The 20151-nt window shown below is 64.6% G+C and carries 17 protein-coding genes and 3 tRNA genes; 11 read left to right on the top strand and 9 right to left on the bottom strand.

Annotated features, from left to right (window positions below; translation table 11 throughout):
• Window positions 1–18: 18 nt before the first annotated feature.
• A complete protein-coding gene (locus ACE039_RS20005; RefSeq protein ID WP_485823177.1) occupies window positions 19–1848 on the bottom strand; it encodes a pseudouridine synthase in 1830 nt (609 codons plus the stop codon).
• Window positions 1849–1883: 35 nt separating this feature from the next.
• Window positions 1884–3083 carry an SMC-Scp complex subunit ScpB gene (gene scpB / locus ACE039_RS20010; RefSeq protein ID WP_448708624.1) on the bottom strand — a complete coding sequence of 400 codons (1200 nt, stop codon included), beginning with the start codon at window positions 3081–3083 and terminating at the stop codon, window positions 1884–1886.
• Window positions 3084–3151: 68 nt separating this feature from the next.
• Here scpB and ACE039_RS20015 point away from each other — a divergent pair.
• Window positions 3152–3228 (top strand) — tRNA-Met (locus tag ACE039_RS20015).
• Between the two features lie 760 nt (window positions 3229–3988).
• On the opposite strand, the gene ACE039_RS20020 is transcribed toward ACE039_RS20015, so the two are convergent.
• From ACE039_RS20020 to ACE039_RS20030, 3 genes are all read right to left on the bottom strand, one after another.
• Window positions 3989–4912: a LysR family transcriptional regulator gene (locus tag ACE039_RS20020; RefSeq protein WP_105554920.1), complete on the bottom strand. Its 924-nt coding sequence runs from the start codon at window positions 4910–4912 to the stop codon at window positions 3989–3991.
• Window positions 4913–5031: 119 nt separating this feature from the next.
• Entirely contained in the window at window positions 5032–6033 is a 1002-nt protein-coding gene (locus ACE039_RS20025) for a CobW family GTP-binding protein (RefSeq protein WP_485823178.1), read from the bottom strand.
• Window positions 6034–6263: 230 nt separating this feature from the next.
• Window positions 6264–6339 (bottom strand) — tRNA-Asn (locus ACE039_RS20030).
• A 232-nt stretch (window positions 6340–6571) separates the two neighbouring features.
• Between ACE039_RS20030 and ACE039_RS20035 the strand changes: the two genes are divergently transcribed.
• The 4 genes from ACE039_RS20035 (at window position 6572) to ACE039_RS20050 (ending at window position 10298) form a co-directional block, all read left to right on the top strand.
• A tRNA-Thr gene (locus ACE039_RS20035) sits at window positions 6572–6647 on the top strand.
• A 139-nt stretch (window positions 6648–6786) separates the two neighbouring features.
• Window positions 6787–7446, top strand: a complete 660-nt coding sequence (locus ACE039_RS20040; protein WP_105555542.1) for a response regulator — start codon at window positions 6787–6789, stop codon at window positions 7444–7446.
• Window positions 7443–8777 (top strand): ATP-binding protein, encoded by a 1335-nt coding sequence (locus tag ACE039_RS20045; RefSeq protein WP_485823179.1) that lies wholly within the window; start codon window positions 7443–7445, stop codon window positions 8775–8777. Before ACE039_RS20040 ends, ACE039_RS20045 begins: the two co-directional genes overlap by 4 nt.
• A gap of 78 nt (window positions 8778–8855) precedes the next feature.
• Window positions 8856–10298, top strand: coding sequence for a DegQ family serine endoprotease (locus ACE039_RS20050; RefSeq protein ID WP_485823180.1), 1443 nt, complete (start codon window positions 8856–8858; stop codon window positions 10296–10298).
• 15 nt (window positions 10299–10313) lie between these two features.
• On the opposite strand, the gene maiA is transcribed toward ACE039_RS20050, so the two are convergent.
• The 3 genes from maiA to ACE039_RS20065 all read right to left on the bottom strand — a co-directional run bounded on the left by maiA (window position 10314) and on the right by ACE039_RS20065 (window position 12476).
• Window positions 10314–10958: a maleylacetoacetate isomerase gene (gene maiA / locus ACE039_RS20055; RefSeq protein ID WP_485811408.1), complete on the bottom strand. Its 645-nt coding sequence runs from the start codon at window positions 10956–10958 to the stop codon at window positions 10314–10316.
• A gap of 62 nt (window positions 10959–11020) precedes the next feature.
• Entirely contained in the window at window positions 11021–11998 is a 978-nt protein-coding gene (ispH, locus tag ACE039_RS20060; protein WP_105554925.1) for a 4-hydroxy-3-methylbut-2-enyl diphosphate reductase, read from the bottom strand.
• Window position 11999: 1 nt separating this feature from the next.
• Window positions 12000–12476 (bottom strand): FKBP-type peptidyl-prolyl cis-trans isomerase, encoded by a 477-nt coding sequence (locus ACE039_RS20065; protein ID WP_105554926.1) that lies wholly within the window; start codon window positions 12474–12476, stop codon window positions 12000–12002.
• Window positions 12477–12525: 49 nt separating this feature from the next.
• Here ACE039_RS20065 and radC point away from each other — a divergent pair, with 49 nt between their 5' ends.
• The 6 genes from radC to ACE039_RS20095 all read left to right on the top strand — a co-directional run bounded on the left by radC (window position 12526) and on the right by ACE039_RS20095 (window position 18687).
• Window positions 12526–13203, top strand: a complete 678-nt coding sequence (radC, locus tag ACE039_RS20070; RefSeq protein WP_485811382.1) for a RadC family protein — start codon at window positions 12526–12528, stop codon at window positions 13201–13203.
• A gap of 95 nt (window positions 13204–13298) precedes the next feature.
• Entirely contained in the window at window positions 13299–13925 is a 627-nt protein-coding gene (gene kynB, locus ACE039_RS20075; RefSeq protein ID WP_006218257.1) for an arylformamidase, read from the top strand.
• 152 nt (window positions 13926–14077) lie between these two features.
• Window positions 14078–14926, top strand: a complete 849-nt coding sequence (gene kynA, locus ACE039_RS20080) for a tryptophan 2,3-dioxygenase (protein WP_485811383.1) — start codon at window positions 14078–14080, stop codon at window positions 14924–14926.
• A gap of 245 nt (window positions 14927–15171) precedes the next feature.
• Window positions 15172–15438, top strand: coding sequence for a type B 50S ribosomal protein L31 (locus ACE039_RS20085; protein ID WP_006225101.1), 267 nt, complete (start codon window positions 15172–15174; stop codon window positions 15436–15438).
• 124 nt (window positions 15439–15562) lie between these two features.
• Window positions 15563–17293 (top strand): ArnT family glycosyltransferase, encoded by a 1731-nt coding sequence (locus tag ACE039_RS20090; RefSeq protein ID WP_485823181.1) that lies wholly within the window; start codon window positions 15563–15565, stop codon window positions 17291–17293.
• A complete protein-coding gene (locus tag ACE039_RS20095; RefSeq protein ID WP_485823182.1) occupies window positions 17290–18687 on the top strand; it encodes an MATE family efflux transporter in 1398 nt (465 codons plus the stop codon). The genes ACE039_RS20090 and ACE039_RS20095 overlap by 4 nt, the downstream gene beginning before the upstream one ends.
• 65 nt (window positions 18688–18752) lie before the next feature.
• Here ACE039_RS20095 and paaK read toward each other — a convergent pair whose 3' ends face one another.
• On the bottom strand, window positions 18753–20069 hold the full coding sequence (gene paaK / locus ACE039_RS20100; protein WP_310032657.1) for a phenylacetate--CoA ligase PaaK: 1317 nt from the start codon (window positions 20067–20069) through the stop codon (window positions 18753–18755).
• Window positions 20070–20151: the final 82 nt, after the last annotated feature.

The following is a 20151-nucleotide window of genomic DNA, read 5'->3' on the forward strand; positions in this document are numbered from 1 at the left end:
CCCCCCCCCTGACAGCGCTTAGCGGCCCTGACGGCCACGTCCGCCCATCACGCCAAGGCGGGATTCGTGGGCCGAAGCGCCACGCGGCTGCCAATCATCGCCACGCGGGGATGACGACGACGAGGCATTGCGCGGAGCACGCGGCTTGCCGCCCGCCCCCGGCCCCTTGTTGTTGCCGGCGCCGCCACCCGCCGCGCGCGGCGAGCCTTCGGTCTTGCTGCCGCCACGACCGGCGCCTGCCGGCTTGCCGCCGCGGCTGTTGCCGCCGCCCGCGCCCGCCGGTTTGCCACCACCCGGCTTACGGCCGGAAGGCTTGCGGCCACCACCACCCACGGGGGCTTCGGCCACATTGCCGACGGCATCCGCCGACGCCATGGGGCCCGACGGGCCGTTGGCCGCCGCCGAACGCGGACCGCGAGGCTTGCCGCCCGGTTTGCCACCAGGCTTTCCGCCCGACTTTCCACCCGGCCGGCCACCGCCCGCCGGCGCTGCCGAACGGCCGCCACCGGGCTTGCCGCCCTTGCGATTGCCGCCCGCGCCTTCCGCGGCCAACGGATGGCCGTTGGCATAGCCACCGGCAATCATCAAACCGGTACCGAACGGATCCGACGGACACGCGGCCGTTTGGCCTGCACTACCCAGACGACCGCCCTGCAGCTTGCCGCGGCGACCAATGCGGGCGCCATTCATGCCATTGCGGTCCATGGTGCCGAAGCCGGGAGGCAAGGCGCTGTCATGGGATTGCGGTTGCTTCGAGCGGCGGCGGTTGCCACCGGATTCGTCGTCTTCACGCAACAGTCCCAGCTGGACCATCAGCGCGGTCACGAGCGAACCGTCCAATTCTTCCCAGCGGCCGCGCCGTAGCGTGCGCGGCAGCACCACATCGCCGAAACGGGTACGGATCAGGCGACTGACCGTGACGCCGACGGCTTCGAACATGCGGCGGACTTCGCGGTTGCGGCCTTCCTGCAAGGTCACGCGATACCAGCGGTTGCTGCCATCGCCACCCAGGTATTCCAGCGCGCCGAAAGCGGCCAGGCCGTCTTCCAGCTCAATGCCATCGACCAGCGACTGGCGCTGCGCCTCGTCCATTTCGCCCAACACGCGGACCGCGTATTCGCGTTCGGTGCCGTAACGGGGGTGCATGATGCGGTTGGCCATGTCGCCCGAGGTCGTGAAAATCAGCAGACCTTCGGTATTCAAGTCCAGACGCCCGACCGACAACCATTTGCCGGTGCGCAGCTTGGGCAAGCGCGCGAAAACGCTGGCGCGACCACCCGGATCGTCGTGGCTGACGATCTCGCCTGCCGGCTTGTGATACAGGATCACGCGCGGCGGCTTCTTCGTATTCACGCGCATGATCGGCTTGCCGTTGACACGAACCTGATCATTCGGCGCCACGCGCTGGCCAATATGGGCCGGCTCGCCGTTGACCGACACGCGGCCCGCGACGATCAACTCTTCCATCTCGCGGCGCGAACCGATACCGGCATCAGCCAGCACCTTGTGCAGCTTGGGCATGACCGAATCGCTGTTCAGGTACTTGCCCAGGCGCTGCTCCATGCGGTCCGCCGAGTCCAGGTACGACAGGGCCTGCTCGGCTTCCTGCTCGCCGCCTCGGGAGTCAGGCGACTCGACCGTAGCAGCGGCGGCAGCAGGCTGCTGGCCCTCAACGGCCGGTGCCTGTTCGGCCGTCGCATCGCCGCGACGGCGACGGAACGGCGTCCTCAGCTTGCGCCCGCGCCCACGGGCGCCGGCCTCACCTTCGACTGCCGGCTCGCGCGCGGCGGAAGCTTCCGGTTGACCGTTGGAAACGGTGTCATCCGAACGGGGATTGTCGTCCTGCATTGCTGTATTCGTTGTCACTGGGACAGCTCCGAATTTCAAACTTGGGTAGGCCTGCCAGGGGCAGGCTCGTCATCATCAGGGGACGCCGACTCACGGCCGGCGCGAGGCCGCTCCGGATCTGCCTCGCCCGATGCCGTGGGGACGACATCAGGGTCGGGCCGAACAGATTCGTCAAGGCCGATGGCGGGCTCATGCCCGGCGGCGCCAGGCGCTGCGTGATCGGTCTCGTCAATCGGTTCGGTCGGTTCCGCGTGTTTTGCGTTCTCGACACTTTCCTTTGCAGCACCGGCTTCTGTGACGTCGGCGGCCATATCGGAAAGGTCGTTGCCAGCCCCTTCGTCGGGAAAACCGGACGGGGTTGGCGTATTGGACAAGCCTTCGGCTTGCTCCCGGACGGTGGGTTCGTCTGCGGGATCCGCGCCTTCTTCTGTGCGCGAAACGACGGATTCTACGCTATCGCCCGGGGCTATGGTTGCATCGTGTTCCGAAACAGACAATTCCGCAACTGGGATAGCGTCATTTTCTTCCACGCCCGGCGGCTCGTCGACGGCGATTTCACCCTGCAAACCGCTGGTTTCATCACCGATTCCATCGCTGGTTTCGCCGTCGGCGTCGGCGGCGGCACCGTCAGGCGCGGCGGCGTCGGCGGGCGCAGCCCCCTCGCCTGTCAGTTGCTGCACTTCGCCCAAGTCCAGGCCGGCCAGCGCCGCAGCGGCTTGCGCCGATTCCAGCGGCGGAAGCTCATCCAGCGCCCGCAAGCCCAGATCGTCCAGGAACTGGCGCGTCGTGCCGAAGAGGGCGGGACGGCCCGGCGCATCGCGATGCCCGATTACCTCGATCCAGCCCCGATCCTCCAGCGCCTTCACGATCTGCGAAGACACGGTGACCCCGCGAATGTCCTCGATATCGCCGCGCGTGACCGGCTGACGCCAGGCCACGATGGCCAGCGTCTCCATGACAGCACGCGAATACTTGGGCGGCTTTTCAGGGCTGAGCCGCTCAAGGTAGCGCTGCATGTGCGGGCGGCTTTGGAATCGCCATCCGCTAGCCAGTTGCACCAGCTCAAGGCCACCATCGGCCCAATTGCTCTGCAGCGTCTCCAACAGCCCGCGCAGCTTGCTGTTGTCGAATTGTTCATCGTCCCCGAATAGCTTGCGCATATCGGACAGTTGCATCGGCTGCACCGCGCATAGCAGCGCGGTTTCCAGCACGAGTATTGCCTCGCTATCGTTCATCGACATTCAAATTCAAAAAGGGCTAACTTGCGCTAGGTTGAAAATAAGGTTAATATTCTTTTCTCAGACGCGGGGTGGAGCAGTCTGGCAGCTCGTCGGGCTCATAACCCGAAGGTCGTAGGTTCAAATCCTGCCCCCGCAACCAAATTGACGAAGGCCTGGCGAATGCGCCGGGCCTTTTTCATTGGTGCCCGCAAATTCGCGCCCGCAAAATTCATTCGTGCGCACCAAACCGTTAGCGGCAACGGGCACGAACCCCACAAACTCGGCACCCAACCCCGCCCCCGCGACTGACGCGGACTGCGCAACGAACCTCACGCCCGCACCCGCCGGCAAGATCCCGGCAAAAGCGGGCTCGCTACAGACAGCGTGGGTTTGCGTAGTGTTCACAACATTCCTGGGTTGACTGCCATGCATGACGGGCTGCGCGGCGGACCGCACGCTGGCTATGCGCCAAAACGGCCGCACCAATCAAGATAGGGCGATATGCCTGCCGGATTTCCATCGCGGCAGACGCCTTAAGCAAATTCTGGAAAAGCTGGCATTACACGCCAACACTAGCCTGCGGGACACGCCGGTAACCCGGCGACTGCTTCCTGCGGCGATCAGTATCAAGACCTGGATCGTCAGGCATCGGATTCGGCATTGTGGCTGGCCGCCACCTTTGAATCCCATGCACCCCCTCGCGCATACGAAGACCCGCTTCGTGATGCGATGACCAACCCCAGGCCGGACTTACGATTCTTAGCTGTTTTCGACGACTACATGCTAGCGGACATTGGCCCGCCGCAATATGGTTTGCTGGCGAAAGCCCGGAAAGAAATGTGGCTCGTCCGCCAAAGCAATACGGAAATTATACCGCCATAACCCGGCCCCTCAAGCCCGGCCGCCCGCAAGACCACCCCTCAAGCGGGCGCGCGCGGCGCCACGACGGGCTTGTCCCACGGCGCGGAACCCAGGCGCTCGACCAGAAAATCCAGCATCGAACGCAAGATCAACGGCATCTGGCGGCGCGAGGCATAGACGCCATAAATACCCAATTCCTGCGGCTTGCACTGCGGCAAAATAGCTTTCAAGCGCCCGGCCGCCAAGTCCTCGGCCGCGTAGTAAGTCGGCAGCATGGCGATGCCCGCCCCTTCCAGCGCGGCGCTCGACAGCACCGAGACCTCATTCGCGCTGATATTGCCGCTGACCGGCACATCCACCGGCTGGCCGTCGCGCTCGAATCGCCACAGGCTTTTGCCAAAATAGGAATGCGTCAGGCAGTTGCGCAACGACAAATCCTCGATGCGCGCCGGCACGCCTTCGCGCGCCAGGTATTCCGGCGATGCGCACACCACCGAGCGGCAGACGGCCAATTTGCGCGCGATCAGATTAGGATCCAGGTCATTCGTGATCCGGACCGCCAGATCCACCCGCTCTTCGACCAGATTGACGGCGCGCTCGACCAACATCAGATCCACGGAGGTGCCGGGATGTTGTTTGACGTAATCGGTAACCACGCTGGCCAGATGCCTTGAACCGAAGGACATGCTGGTCGTGATGCGCAACAAGCCGCGCGGCGTGTCTTCCGGCGTGGACACCGCGCTGCGCAGGTCACCCACCATGTCCAGCATCTGCCGGCATCGGGGCAAGGTTTCCGCCCCCGCCGGCGTGAGGCTGAGCCGGCGCGTGGTGCGATGCAACAAGCGCACCCCCACCCACTGCTCCATTTCAGCCAGATACCGCGACACCATCGCTCGCGACATGTCCAAATGGACGGCCGCCGCCGACAGGCTTCCCCGGTCGGCGACTTCCACGAACACCTGCATGGCTTTCAGACGATCCATGATTGTCTCGGTTCTTGCATCAGACCGTACCGGTTATACCGTATTTCCATGCAACATCCGTGCAGAAATAGCGACACGAGTATTCAGCGCGTACCGCGATGAAACCCGGACGGCGGCACTCAGGCGGGCAACTGGCCCAAGGCCCGAAGGACCTCGGCGCGCACGCTCTCCGCGTCCAGCCCGCGCAAGATGTAGACCAGGCGCGACGCGCGATCATCGCTGGGCCATTGCAACAGCGGGCGCAAGGGATAGAGTTCGCCGTGGACGCCATGCACCTCGCATGGCAGCGCCTCGCCCTCGAAGCACACCAGCCCCTTCATCCGCAGCAGCCCCTGGCCGAAGCGCTCCTGGATGCGCGACACCCCGGCCAGGAAGGCGGCCCGGCTCAACGGCGCGGACAAGACCAGGGAAAAACTGGTGACCTGCGCGTGGCGGCCCGCGACGGGACGCGCGAAGGCCTGCAGCCAGTTCGCCAGCGCGACGCCATCGCGGCGCGCGAGCGCATCGGGGCCGTCTCGCAATATTCCGGCCAAGGGCGCATCCTGGCGCTGGACGCAACGTTGCGCACCAGGATTGATGGCGATGACCGCCTGCTCCACCCGCCGCAACTGCGCCGCGTCCGCCAAATCCGATTTGCCCAGCACGACGGCATCGGCCAACGCCAATTGCCGCGCCGCTTCCGGCTGTGACGCCAATTGGTCCTCGCCGTGCCGCACATCCACCACCACGATGGCGCCACGATAAGCGTAGCGCTCGGCCAGGAACCGGTCATGTTTGAGCATGAACAGGATCGACGCGGGATCCGCCAACCCGCTGGTTTCAATCAGCACGCGGCGAAACGGCTTGATCCGGCGGCTGAGCGCCAGCATGAAAAGGTCGCGCAGCGCATCCACCACCGCGCCGCTGACGACACAGCAGAGGCAACCGCCCTCGATCAACACGACGTTCGCCGGCGCCAGGCGCACCAGATGATGGTCCACACCGACGTCGCCATATTCATTGACGATGACGAGTGCGTCGGCATACGCCGGCTCGTGCAGCAAGCGATTGAGCAGCGTGGTCTTGCCGCTGCCCAGAAACCCTGAAATCACCGCCACGCCAATGCGCTTGCCCTCGTCCATACCCATTCGTCCAACGGGTGCCACCCCGGATTTTGCGGCCGCCCCCGCACACCAGGAACGGATCCGCCAGCGCAGCCCCCTCATTCGCGGGACAACAACTATGCGAACAAATACTAAACAAAAGACCTAAACAAAAGGCGGCCCAAACAAAAAGGGCCACTCACTTTCGTGGGTGACCCTTCTGCATTCGGCGCCAGCCTGGCGCTGAACTTATCGGTACTGAATTCTTTTGGCTCCCCGAGCTGGGCTCGAACCAGCGACCTGCGGATTAACAGTCCGTCGCTCTACCGACTGAGCTATCGGGGATCTGCCAAGAACGTAATTATGACCTAAATTTTTTTGGCATGCAAATCGCGATTTTTTTGGTTCTTTTTGAGCCCTTTGTTTCCCATCGCGAAAAAACTCTGATATGATTTCGGTCTTTCCAGATCAGGCCCCATAAACAGGGCAGCGAACTGGGAAGAATAAAGATGTTTTGCTAGAAGTTCAGCATTGCCGAATTCAACACCGGCACGCAAGAATCGAAGCAAATGGTCTTGCCGGCATAGCTCAGTTGGTAGAGCAGCGCATTCGTAATGCGAAGGTCGTAGGTTCGACTCCTATTGCCGGCACCAAATTCAAAAAGCAGCCCTCTCGGGCTGCTTTTTTCATTTCTGCTCCGCCATCCCTCTTGCGGGCCCGATCACGGGAACTCCATCCGCCTGCCACGCGTCCAACTTGCTGGATTTCCGTCACCACCAAGCGAAGACCACCATGCGCATCCTACTCGTCGAAGATGACATCATGATCGGTGAAAGCGTATTGGACTGCCTGCGTGCGGAGCATTACGCCGTCGACTGGGTCAAGGACGGCAACGCCGCGGAACTTGCCCTGCGCACCGACACTTATGACCTGATCCTGCTGGACCTGGGCTTGCCCAAACGCGACGGCCTGACCTTGCTGCGCGACCTGCGCACCCGCAAGGACCGCACGCCGGTGCTCATCGCCACCGCGCGCGACGCCGTCAGCGACCGCATCGCCGGATTGGACGCTGGCGCGGACGACTACATTGTCAAACCCTATGACGTGGACGAACTCCTGGCCCGCATGCGCGCGCTGATTCGTCGCAGCGCCGGCCGCGCCGAGCCGGTGTTCGAACACGACGGGATCACCATCGACCCGCAATCGCACGCGGCCATGGTGGACGGCACCCCGGTGGCCCTGACCGCGCGCGAATGGGCGGTGCTGGAGCCCCTGATCGCCCGCCCCGGCATGATCTTTTCGCGCGCGCAGCTGGAAGAGAAGCTCTACAGCTGGAAAGACAGCGTCAGCAGCAACGCCGTTGAGGTTTATATTCATGGCCTGCGCAAGAAACTGGGTCAGGACCTGATTCAGAACGTCAGGGGCGTCGGCTATGTCATTCCCAAAACATGAGCATGCGGCTTAGCTACTCGCTGAGAGCCCGCCTGCTTTTCTTCCTTCTGGCCGCCATTGCGGTCGGCGCGCTGGTGCAAGGCGCAATCGCCTACCGCAGCACGCTGGCGCAGGCCGACGATATCTTTGATTCCCTGCTGCAACGGACCGCCCTGTCGCTGGGCACCGGCGACGGGCTGCTTAGAACCGGCCCGACCCATGCGCGCGGCGCGGGCTCGCCCGTCGCCGACGATCTGATCATCCAGATATGGACCCCGGACGGCCTGCGCGTGTTCAATTCGCGGTCGCGCAGGCCCTTGCCCGATCAAATCGTGCTGGGCTTTTCCGACGCCCGGATGGAAGGCATTACCTATCGCGTGTATTCGCTGGCCACGCCGTTCCAGGTGATCCAGGTGGCGCAGGATATGGACGTTCGCAAGGACATGGCGCGCGCGCTCGCGCTGCGAACCATCGCCCCCATCGCTGCCGCCGCGCCGTTGCTGATGCTGATTATCTGGTGCGTGGTCAGCTGGTCACTGCGGCCGGTCAAGCGTGCCCGTGCCCAGGTAGCGGCACGCCAGCCCGAAGACCTGTCGCCGGTCAATGTGCAAGGCTTGCCCGATGAGATCCAACCCCTGATCCAGGAACTGAACCTGCTGCTGGAACGCATGCGCGGCGCCTTCGCCCAACAGAAGCAGTTCGTGGGCGACGCGGCGCATGAACTGCGTTCGCCGCTGACCGCGCTGCGCCTGCAATTGCAGGCATTGCAACGTGCCGGCGACGCCGATAGCCGCCAACTGGCCGAACAACGGCTGGCGGCCGGCATCGACCGCGCCACCCGCCTGGTCGAGCAGCTACTGTCCATGGCGCGCCACGAAAGCGCGGCGGCGCCCTCGCCTGCCGGCCCGGTGGACCTGGCTGATGTGTTGCGCCAGGCCCTATCCGAAACGCTGCCGCAAGCCAACGCCAAGTCAATCAGCATCGAGATGGAAGGGGCGGCGCAAGCCCCGCTTCAGGGGCATCGCGATGCGTTGGTGCTGTTGGCGCGCAACCTGCTCGACAACGCGGTCAAGCATACGCCCGAGGGCAAACACATCCGACTGCGCCTGGAACAGACGGCGGACAAGACCCAATTCATGATCGACGACGAAGGCCCGGGCATCCCGCCAGCGGAACGCGAACGTGTGTTCGACCGCTTCTACCGCGCAGAGGGCAATACGCAGCACGGCAGCGGCCTGGGGCTGTCGATCGCCCGCGCCATCGCCGAGCGACACGGCGCCCGCATCTTGCTGGAAGACGCGCCCGGCGGCGCGGGACTGCGCGCCCGGGTGGAATTCCCCCGCCCTCGATGAGTCCCGCGATTTAAGATTCCCCTAAGTGTCAGGCCCGATGATTGCGCCATGCCCTCAAACATGAACGCAGGAGCCGACATGAAAACCTCGCAACTGACCCCTTCCCGCCTGGTGCTGGCGCTGCTGGCCGCTGGCGCCATTGGTGGCGCCGGCGCAACCGCCATGACCGGCAGCGTGTCGATGGCGGCCAACGCGCCGGCCGCCGTAGCCGCGCCGCAAACGATCGCCCCCTCCAGCCCGCCGAATTTCGCGCAGATCACCCGCGACTTCGGGCCTGCCGTCGTCAACATCAGCGTCAGCGGCACCCGCAAGGTGTCCGCCGACGACGATGACCCCTTTGCCCAGTTCTTCGGCCAGATCCCGGGATCCCAAGGCCGCATGCCTTCGCGCGAAGTCCCGATGCGCGGGGAAGGATCCGGCTTCATCATCAGCAACGACGGCATCATCTTGACCAACGCGCACGTTGTGCAAGACGCCAAGGAAGTCACGGTAAAGCTGACGGACCGCCGCGAATACAAGGCCAAGGTGCTGGGCGCGGATCCGCAAACGGACGTAGCCGTGCTCAAGATCGACGCCAAGAACCTGCCGGTTGTGAAGGTGGGCGACGTGAACCAGTTGCAAGTGGGCGAATGGGTGTTGGCCATCGGTTCGCCCTACGGCCTGGAAAACACGGCGACCGCGGGCATCGTCAGCGCCAAAGGCCGCTCGCTGCCCGACGACACCTCGGTCCCATTCATCCAGACGGACGTGGCGGTCAACCCCGGCAATTCGGGCGGCCCGTTGTTCAACGACCGCGGCGAAGTCGTGGGTATCAATTCCCAGATCTATAGCCGCACTGGCGGGTTCCAGGGTCTGTCGTTCTCCATCCCCATCGATGTGGCCTACAAGATCAAGGACCAGATCCTGGAGCACGGCAAGGTGCAGCATGCACGGCTGGGCGTGACGGTGCAGGAAGTGAACCAGGACCTGGCCAACTCCTTCAAGCTTGCGTCCCCGTCGGGCGCACTGGTGTCCAGCGTCGAGAAAGGCAGCGCTGCCGACAAAGCCGGCCTGCAACCCGGCGACGTGGTGCGAAAGATCGACGACAAGACCATCGTGTCCTCGGGCGACCTGGCCTCCCTGATCACGCTCGCCTCGCCGGGCGAAAAGATCAAGATGGACGTGTGGCGCGCCGGCGCTCCCAAGGAACTGGTGGCCACGCTGGGGGGTATTCCCAAAGACAAGACGCAGGCGTCGGCGGGCGATCAGGACGTGCAGCGCGGCCAATTGGGCCTGGCGCTGCGCCCACTGAGCCCGCAGGAACAGCAAGCGTCAGGCACCGAAGGCTTGCTGATCGAACGCGCCGCCGGCCCGGCCGCCAAGGCGGGCATCGAACCGGGCGACGTGCTGCTGTCTTTGAATGGCGTGCCCGTGCACAACATCGGGCAAGTAAAGGAAGCGCTGTCCAAAGCGGGCAAGACCGTCGCCCTGCTGGTCCAGCGCGGCGAAGACAAGATCTTCGTCCCGGTGCAGATCGGCTAAGCCGATCCGCAGGCGTTACTCCGCGTCGGGCTGCTTACCCGGCGCGGCGTCCGCGAAGGCAGGCAGTTCACGGCAGGCAGCATCGATGCGCACCACATTGGGCATGGCGGACAGGTCACACTCAAGGCGATGCGCATTGGCCACTTGCGGCACCAGGCACAGGTCGGCGATGGTCGGCGTGTCGCCGTGGCAGAAGCGGCCCGTGGCACCAGACCGCGCCAGTTGCGCCTCCAGCGCTTCCAGCCCCTGATGCACCCAATGCCTGTACCAGGCGTTCTTGGCAGCTTCGTCCACGCCCAGCGTGTGCTTCAGGTATTTCAGCACGCGCAGATTGTTCAGCGGGTGCGTGTCGCAGGCGATGCCAAGCGCCAGATCGCGCACGCGGGCGCGGCCGATGGCATCAGCCGGCAGCAGCGGCGGCTGGGGATGCGTCTCTTCCAGGTACTCGATGATGGCAAGCGACTGCCCGATGACGGCATCGCCATCAATCAGGGTAGGCACCAGCGCCGTCGGGTTCATCTTGCGATACCCCTCCGACAATTGCTGCCCGCCATCCTTCAACAGATGCACCGGCAGGTATTCGTACGACAAGCCCTTCAGGTTCAGGGCGATGCGCACGCGATACGCGGCCGAGCTGCGGAAATAGCTATACAACTGCATCAGGTCTCCTAGGTGTTCTCCGGCGCTGCGGGCGCCTGTATTTTCAGCCGCGCAATCCGACGCTATTCCAGCGACTCCGTCTGCGCGGCCTTGCGCGACAGGCCCTTCGGAAGCGGGAACGCCACGTTCTCTTCCAGGCCCGGCATCGTGCGCACGGATACCGCGCCCAATTCCTTGACGCGGTCGATCACCTGCTGCACCAGCACTTCGGGCGCGGACGCGCCTGCGGTCACGCCGATGCGCTTGCGATCCACCAGCCACGCCGGATCAATGGAGTCGGCGCCATCGATCAGGTAGGACGCCACGCCCTTGCGCTCGGCCACTTCGCGCAGCCGGTTCGAATTCGAGCTATTGGGGCTGCCCACGACCAGCACCAGATCGCAGTCGGGCGCCATCACCTTGACTGCGTCCTGGCGGTTTTGGGTGGCATAGCAAATATCGCTTTTCTTGGGTTCGACGATCGAAGGGAAGCGCGTCTTCAGCGCCTTCGACACCGCCGCCGCGTCGTCCACCGACAAGGTCGTCTGCGTGACGTAGGCCAGGTTTTCCGGGTTGACCACGTCAAGCCCGGCGACATCCTCCACGGTCTCGACCAGGTACATGCCGCCTTGCGCCTGACCGAGCGTGCCCTCGACCTCGGGATGGCCCTTGTGGCCGATCATGATGATCTCGCGGCCGGCGGCGCGCATGCGGGCCACTTCAATATGGACCTTGGTGACCAGCGGGCAGGTGGCATCGAATACTTGCAGGCCGCGGGACTCCGCTTCCGCCCTCACCGCCTTGGACACGCCATGCGCCGAGAACACGACGATCGAGCCCGCGGGCGCGTCGTCGAGTTCATCGATGAAGATCGCGCCCTTGGCGCGCAGGTCTTCCACCACATAACGGTTGTGGACGATCTCGTGGCGCACGTAGATCGGCGCGCCATGCAGTTCGATCGCGCGTTCGACGATGTCGATGGCGCGGTCAACGCCGGCACAGAAGCCCCGGGGCTGCGCCAGCAGGACTTCGGCGCCGACGGCGGTAACGGCCTTGCTCATGTCAGAGGACTCCCAGCAGCGCCACGTCCACGCGCAAGCTGATGCCCGCAAGCGGGTGGTTGAAGTCGAACAGGGCCGACTCGTCGTTGATTTCCTTCAGGACGCCCGAATAGCGGCCGCCGTTGGGCGCGGTGAATTCCACCAGGTCGCCCGGTTCGAAACCGGCATCCGCGCCCGCGTGTTCGGCCAGCATCGTGCGCGTGACGCGCTGGATCAGTTCGGGGTTGCGGTCGCCATAGGCGTCGGCCGGCTCCAGCGTGACGCTGAACCGCTCACCTTCAGCATGGCCGATCAACGCGGCCTCCAGGCCGGGCGCCCACTGGCCGCTGCCCATTTGCAGCGTGCCGGGACGGCCGTCGAAGGTATCGGCGAACACCGAGTCCTTGCCCGGCCCGGAAGCCAGCGTGATCCGGTAGTGCAGCGTTAGGTAGGAATCCTGACGGACAAAAACGTTCACTTCGTTAGAGGCGATGCTCAAGATCTGCCACCGTATAGATATTGGATAAACCCTGATTTTAGAGCCTCTTATGAAATTGTCTGTGCGGCTGTCAAAACATGAGCGTCCCCGAGAGCGGCTGCTGCGCCACGGAGCCGCCGCGCTCCAGGACGCCGAACTGCTTGCCATCGCCCTGCGCACCGGCATTCCCGGGCTGAACGTGATGGATTTGTCCTACCGCCTGCTGGAGCGCTTTTCGGGCCTGCGAGGCCTGCTGGGCGCCACTCCCGAGGAATTAATGACCGTATCCGGCCTGGGCGAGGCCAAATCCTGCACGCTTGCCGCCCTGCTGGAGCTGGCGCGCCGAACGATCGAGGAAGACCTGACCCGCAACGACACCCTGCGCCACCCCGGCCAAGTGAAACAATATTGCATGACCGCGCTGGGGCATCGCCGGGTCGAGCACTGCATTGCCCTGTACCTGGACAACCAATTACGCGTCATCACCACCGGCGAACTGGCTCGCGGCACCCTGTCCCAGGCCTCGGTCTACCCGCGCGAGGTCGTCCGGGAAGCCCTGCGCCACCATGCCGCGGCGCTGATCGTGGCCCACAACCACCCCTCCGGCCTGGCCGAAGCCAGCGCCGCCGACCGTGGCTTCACCTCGCAACTGAAACAGGCCCTGGCGCTGGTGGACATCAAGCTGCTGGACCACCTGATCGTCGCCGGCTCGACGGTCGTCTCCATGGCCGAACTGGGCGACCTGTAGCCGCAGCGCGGCATGCCGGAATTCGTTAGACTACCGCCCTGAATTGCTTTAGGCTTTAACCTGTTCCGGCCTCATCCGACCGCTTCCCCGCCACCATGAAACGCCTGTGGGATATTTCCCCTCCCGTCTCCACGGCTTCGCCTGTCTTTCCCGGCGATACGCCGTACCGCCAGCAATGGAAGTGGTCGCTGACGCCCGGCTGTCCGGTCAATGTCAGTGAAATCACGCTGTCGCCGCACATCGGCGCGCACGCGGATGCCCCGCTGCACTACCAGAACGGCGCCGCCGCCATCGGCGCGGTATCGCTGGAACCCTTCCTGGGCCCTTGCCGCGTCATCCACGCCATCGATTGCGGCCCACTGATCACTACCGACCACCTGGCCCATGCCGCCTTGAACCTGCCGCCCCGCGTGCTGGTGCGCACGGCCAAGCATGCGGCGCAAGACTGGTGGACCGACGATTTCTCGGCCTACGCGCCCCAAACCATCGAATGGCTGGCCGAACGCGGCGTCATGCTGATCGGGCTGGATACCGCCAGCATCGACCCCGCGTCCAGCAAGACCCTGGACAGCCACCACACGATACTGCGGCATGACATGCGAGTACTGGAGAACCTGGTGCTTGATGACGTGCCCGAGGGCGATTACGAGTTGATCGCCCTGCCGTTGGCGCTGGTCCAGGCTGATGCCAGCCCGGTGCGCGCCGTCTTGCGCGAACTGTAGGCTGGTCCGCTTGCCATGGGCTGGCCGGCCCCGCCGGCTGCCCATTTTCGACTAGGCACGACCATGAAACCTGTTTCCCCCTACGCGCCCCATTGGCGCGCGTTGCCCGCATCCGCCCGCCGCGCGGCGCCTCCCTGCCACGGAGGCCGAGCATGAGCTGCCCCCACCGCCCCGAAGATATCGTCCGCGAGGAAAAGGCGCAGCTGGATTTCGCGCGCGACATGACCTACGGCGACTACCTGCATCTGGACGAATTGCTGGGCGCGCAGCACCCGCTGTCGCCCGAGCACAACGAGATGCTGTTCATCATCCAGCACCAGACCAGTGAACTCTGGATGAAGCTGATGCTGCACGAGCTGCGCGCCGCCATCGCCAACGTGGCCGCCGACCGGCTGCAGCCCGCCTTCAAGATGCTGGCGCGCGTCAGCAAGATCATGGAACAGCTGGTCCATGCCTGGGACGTGCTGGCCACCATGACGCCCCCCGAGTATTCCGCGCTGCGCCCGTATCTGGCCCGCTCCAGCGGCTTCCAGAGCTATCAATACCGCCAGGTGGAATTCCTGCTGGGCAACAAGAACGCGGCGATGCTCAAACCGCATGCGCACCGTGAAGACCTGCTGGCGCAGGTACGCACCGCCTACGAGGCCCCTTCGCTGTATGACGAGGCGCTGCGCCTGCTGGCCCGCCACGGGGTGACCGTGCCGGCCGACCGCCTGGAGCGCGACTGGACGCAGCCCTATGAGGCCTCGGCCGGCGTCGAAGCGGCCTGGCTGACCGTCTACCGCGACACCGACCGCTATTGGGACCTGTACCAGCTGGGTGAAAAGCTGACGGACCTGGAAGATGCGTTCCGCCTGTGGCGATTCCGCCACGTCACGACGGTCGAGCGGGTCATTGGCTTCAAACGGGGCACTGGCGGCACGTCCGGTGTCGATTACCTGCGGCGCATGCTGGACGTGGTGCTGTTTCCCGAGATCTGGAAGCTGCGCACGGAACTCTGAAGCCTGTCCCCAAATTGATGGAAGGAAGGCGGCGCGGGTCGTGCCAGCCTTCGGCCGCTGGCGCACCGGGATTTTCCCGTGCTAGAATTTGGGGTTACTTTTCGGATACGTGGCTAGCGTTCTTGCGTAAACGTTACTTGTGAACCCGTTCTTTATGAACTCGTTTCCTGTGAATTGTTTTTCGCGTCCTGGCTGGCGACCCTAACACTTTGAGAAAGACTCCTTGCGAGTCCTAGGAAAGCACCATGAAAGAAGGCATTCACCCCGAATACCGCGACGTCGTTTTCGCCGACCTGCAAACGGGCAACAAGTTCATCACCCGTTCGACCGTCCACACGCGCGAAACCGTCGAAATCGACGGCAAGACGTACCCGCTCTTCAAGTGCGACGTGACCTCCGAATCGCACCCGTTCTATACGGGCGCCCAAACGCGTATCGTCGAAACCGGCCGTGTGGAGAAGTTCCGCGCTCGCTTCGCCCGTACGGCTGGCACGGTCAAGTCCGCTTCCTGATCCTGCCGCTCCCGCGGGAGTCGCAGCAAAAAGGCAGCCTCCGGGCTGCTTTTTTTTCCCCCCTAGCCAGCTTGTTACGCGCTGGGGGCTGGCGCAACCAGACCACTCGGTTACATTAACGCCCGTGTCCCCACTTTCTCTTTCCACTCCGGCCCGGCTCACGTCCGTGGCAACCGCAAAGCTCCCCAGACTGATTCTGCTGGGCTTATCGCTGGCCTATATCGTGGCCGGCCTGTTCATGCGTGACCCGTGGAAAACGGACGATGCGGTCGGATTGGCGACCATGATCACGGCGATCCGCGAAGGCGGCATCACCTGGCTGCTGCCGCAAGTGGGACTGCTGGCGCATGCCGAGGAAGGCCCGCTGATCACCTGGGTCGGCGCCGCCAGTATTTGGCTGTTCGGCCCTTTCGTGGGCGATATCACGGCCGGACGCTTGCCCAACCTGTTGTGGTTCGCCATCACAGCGTCCAGCGTCTGGTACGGCACCTATCTGCTGGGCCGCCGCACTGAAGCCCAGCCGCTGGCCCTGCCCTTCGGCGGCGAGCCCGCCCCACGCGACTACGGACGCATGCTGGCGGACGCGGCCCTGCTGCTGCTGCTGGCCACGGTGGGCATCCTGCAACGCACCCACGAAACCACTGTCGTGCCCGCCATCATGGCGTGCCAGGCGCTGGCATTCTATTCGCTGGCCCGTAGCGTCGACCGCCCCGTGACTGGCACGACCACGCTGGGGATTGCCCTGGCGGCCAGTTTCCTGACCCGCGGCTGGGTCGGCGCCTTGCCCATCATGATCGGCGCCCTGCTGGCTTTCTACCCGCGCAGCCAACTCTGGAAGTGCAAGCGCTGGTTGCCGTGGGCGGCGCTGGTGACCGTTGCCCTGATTCTGGCCTGGTGGATCCCGGCCAGTGAAAGCAGCGAATACTGGATCCGCAACTGGAAGACCTGGAACCTGGCGTCGTTCGCGTGGCCGTCCTGGCGCGACATGGGCCGCACGCTGCGCGACCTGCCGTGGTACCTGTGGCCGACCTGGCCTCTCGCGCTGCTGGCCGTGTGGCGCTGGCGCGCCTGGATCTATGCGCCCCACATCTGGCTGCCGCTGATGCTGCTGGCGTGCTCCGCCCTGGTCTTGTTCGGCCTGGATGAAGCCACCGATTCCGAATATGTGATGCTGGTGGTGCCTTGCGCCGTGCTTGGCGCCTTCTCGCTGCCGACCCTGCGCCGCGGCGTCGTCAACACGCTGGACTGGTTCGCCGTCATGTGCTTTTCGCTGACGGTGGCCACTGCCTGGCTGGGCTGGGTGGCCCTGCACTTCAACTGGCCAGCCCAGATATCGCGCAACATCGCCCGTCAGACGACAGGCTATGAGCCGGTCATCTCCTGGACCGCGTTCACACTGGCGGCCATCTTCACCGTGGCCTGGATCGCGCTGGTCGTCTGGCGGCTGCGCGTGCGTCCGCAAGCCTTGTGGCGCGGCACGGTGCTGTCGGCTGGCGGCTTGACCGTGACGTGGATCCTGCTGGTGCTGCTGTGGCAGCCCGCCGTGGACTACGCCCGCAGCTACCGCACCGTTTCGGGACAACTGGCCCAGGCGCTGGAGCAGAACATGCGGCCGGGCGAATGCGTCCGCGGCCTGAGCCTGGGCAGCGGCCAACGCGCATCGTTCCTGATCTTCAACAATCTGACCTTCACGTTCGACGCGAAGTGCACGCTGATCCTGCAACAGACCAGCAACCAGAGCCTGCGTGACAACACCGCCGCCTATAGCGACGGCGCCGACGTGCTGTGGCAGGGCGGCCGCCGGGCCGATCGGCAGGAAGTGTTCCGCCTGCTTCGGGTCGGCGCCAACCGATGAGTTCCGTGAACGCGGCGCCGATCTCTTTCGGCGCCACCCTGCGCGGCATCGCCAAGCAGGCCTGGCCCGTGCTGATCAGCCAATGGGCCGGCATCTCGTTCGGCGTGCTGGACACCGCCATGACGGGCCACTCCAGCGCCAGCGACCTGGCGGCGATGGCGCTGTCCGCCTCGATCTACATCACCGTTTTCGTCGGCTTGATGGGCGTGGTCCATGCCCTGATCCCCATCCTGGCCCAGCACTACGGCGCCGGCAACAACCTGGAAGTGGGCCGCAGCTGGGGCCAGGGCGTCTGGCTGGCGCTAGGCCTGTCGGGGGTGGGCGCCATCCTGATGCTATTCCCGGACGTCTGGCTGTCGATGTCCGGCGAGGTAGCCCCCGCAGTGCGGGAACGGATCGGATCCTACCTGCAGGCGCTGGTGCTTGCCCTGCCCGCCGCGCTGGTGTTTCGCACGATCTATGCGTTGGGCACCTCGGTGTCACGCCCTAAACTCGTCATGGCCATCAACTTGTCGGCCATCGGCTTCAAGGCCTTGTTCAATTGGATCTTCATCTACGGCAAGCTGGGCCTGCCGGCCATGGGCGCCACCGGCGCCGGCCTGGCGACGGCCCTGGTGTCGTGGATGAGCCTGGGGCTTGGCCTGTGGGTGATTACCCATGACCGTTTCTACCGCCGCTTCCAGTTGCGGATCGGCAAGCCCGACTGGAAGACGCTGAAGGAACTGTTGCGGCTGGGCATCCCGATGGGCGGCTCGTACCTGGTGGAAGTGTCGGCCTTCACGTTCATGGCTTTGCTGGTCGCGCGCGAAGGCACCTACGTGACAGGCGGGCACCAGATCATGTCGAATCTGGCCGCGCTGTGCTACATGATGCCGATGGCGCTGGGGGTGGCCACCGCCGCCCTGACCGCCCAGGCGATCGGCGCAGGCAACCTGGCTCATGCGCACCGCACCGGCATGGCCGGACTGGCGCTGGGCCTGATCGGCGCGCTGCTGACGTCGGCGGTGCTATTGGCCGGCCGTCCGCTCATCCTGGCCGCCTATACCGATGACGCCGGCGTGGCGGCCGTCGCGACGACCTTGCTGGCGGTGCTGCCGCTGTTCCATCTGTTCGATTCGATGCAGTGCATTAACTCCTACCTCCTGCGTGCTTATAAGGTCGCGGTCGTGCCCCTGCTGCTGCAGGTGGTGGCGCTGGCAGGCGTTGGCCTGGTGGGCGGCTGGTGGTTCGGCTTCGGTCCGGGCCAAGGTGGCCTGGACGCTATCCGCAACGTCCTCGTGCCGGGATCGCCCGTCGGGGCGGGCAGTATGTGGCTGATGGCCATGGTCGGCCTGGCCCTGTCCGCCGTCCTGCTGCACTTCTGGTATCGGCGAATCGTGCGGACGCTGGCCTAGCGGCAAACACAGCAACCGAATAAAAAAATGGCGGCCCGAAGGCCGCCATTTTTTTCGGGTGGGATCTACCCTTTGGGTCGCTTATCGATCACGCGGCGCGCCTTGCCGGTCAAGGTGCGTTCCACATGCCCGGAGTCCGACACCTGGATGCGCGCACTGACGCCGATGTGCGTTTTCACCGCATGCTGCAGTTGCCGGCCCAGGTCGTTGCGCTCGGCGTCCGACAGGCCTGAGAACTCGGCCCGCACTTCGGTCAGGATTTCCAGCTCGTCCATGTTGCCGGTGCGCGACAGCACCAACTGATAGTGCGGGGCCAGTTGGGCGATCTTCAGCACCAGCTCCTCGACCTGTGTCGGGAACATGTTCACGCCGCGCACGATCAGCATATCGTCGCTGCGGCCGGTGATCTTGCCGATGCGGCGCATGCTGCGCGCCGTGGGCGGCAACAGCCGGGTCAGGTCGCGCGTGCGGTAGCGGATGATGGGCATCGCTTCCTTGGTCAACGACGTGAACACCAGTTCGCCCGGCTCACCGTCGGCCACGGGCTCGCCCGTGTCCGGATTGATGATCTCGGCGTAGAAATGGTCTTCCCAGACCACGGGGCCGTCTTTGGTCTCGACGCATTCGCTGGCCACGCCCGGCCCCATCACTTCGGACAGGCCATAGATGTCCACCGCATCAATGCCGGCTTCGGTCTCGATATCGGCACGCATCTGGCCGGTCCAGGGCTCGGCGCCAAAGATTCCGATACGCAGCGAGCTTTGACGCGGATCAATGCCCTGGCGGCGCTGCTCTTCCAGAATATTGCAGAAATAGGAGGGCGTGACCATGATGATGTCCGGACGGAAATCGCTGATCAGCTGCACCTGCTTTTCGGTCTGCCCACCCGACATCGGAATGACCGTGCACCCCAGGCGTTCGGCTCCGTAATGCGCGCCCAGGCCGCCCGTGAACAGGCCGTAGCCGTAGGCCACGTGCACGGTGTCGCCCGGCTTGCCGCCAGCCGCGCGGATGGAACGCGCCACGAGGTTTGCCCAGTTGTCCAGGTCGCCCTTGGTGTAGCCCACCACCGTCGGCTTGCCCGTGGTGCCGCTGGATGCGTGAATACGCGAGATCCGGTCGCGCGGGACGGCGAACATGCCAAAGGGATAGTTCTCGCGCAGTTCTTTCTTGGTCGTGAACGGAAACTTCGCAATGTCGGACAGCTGCTTCAGATCGTCGGGATGCACTCCCGCTTCGTCGAACGCCTTCTTGTAGTGCGGGACGTTTTCGTAGGCATGCTTCAGCGTCCACTTAAGACGTTCCAGCTGCAACCCGCGAAGCTCATCCTCGCTGGCATGCTCGATGGGGTCCAGCCCCGGCTTGCTCATGGTGTTGGACATGATTATCTCTCTCCTGAAATTCTCTCTGCGCCGGTTCGGGCGGCAACAGGGGCCTGAACTCCCTGGCGCGCGCCGCCCGACT

The sequence above is a fragment of the Achromobacter maghribensis genome (assembly GCF_057334215.1).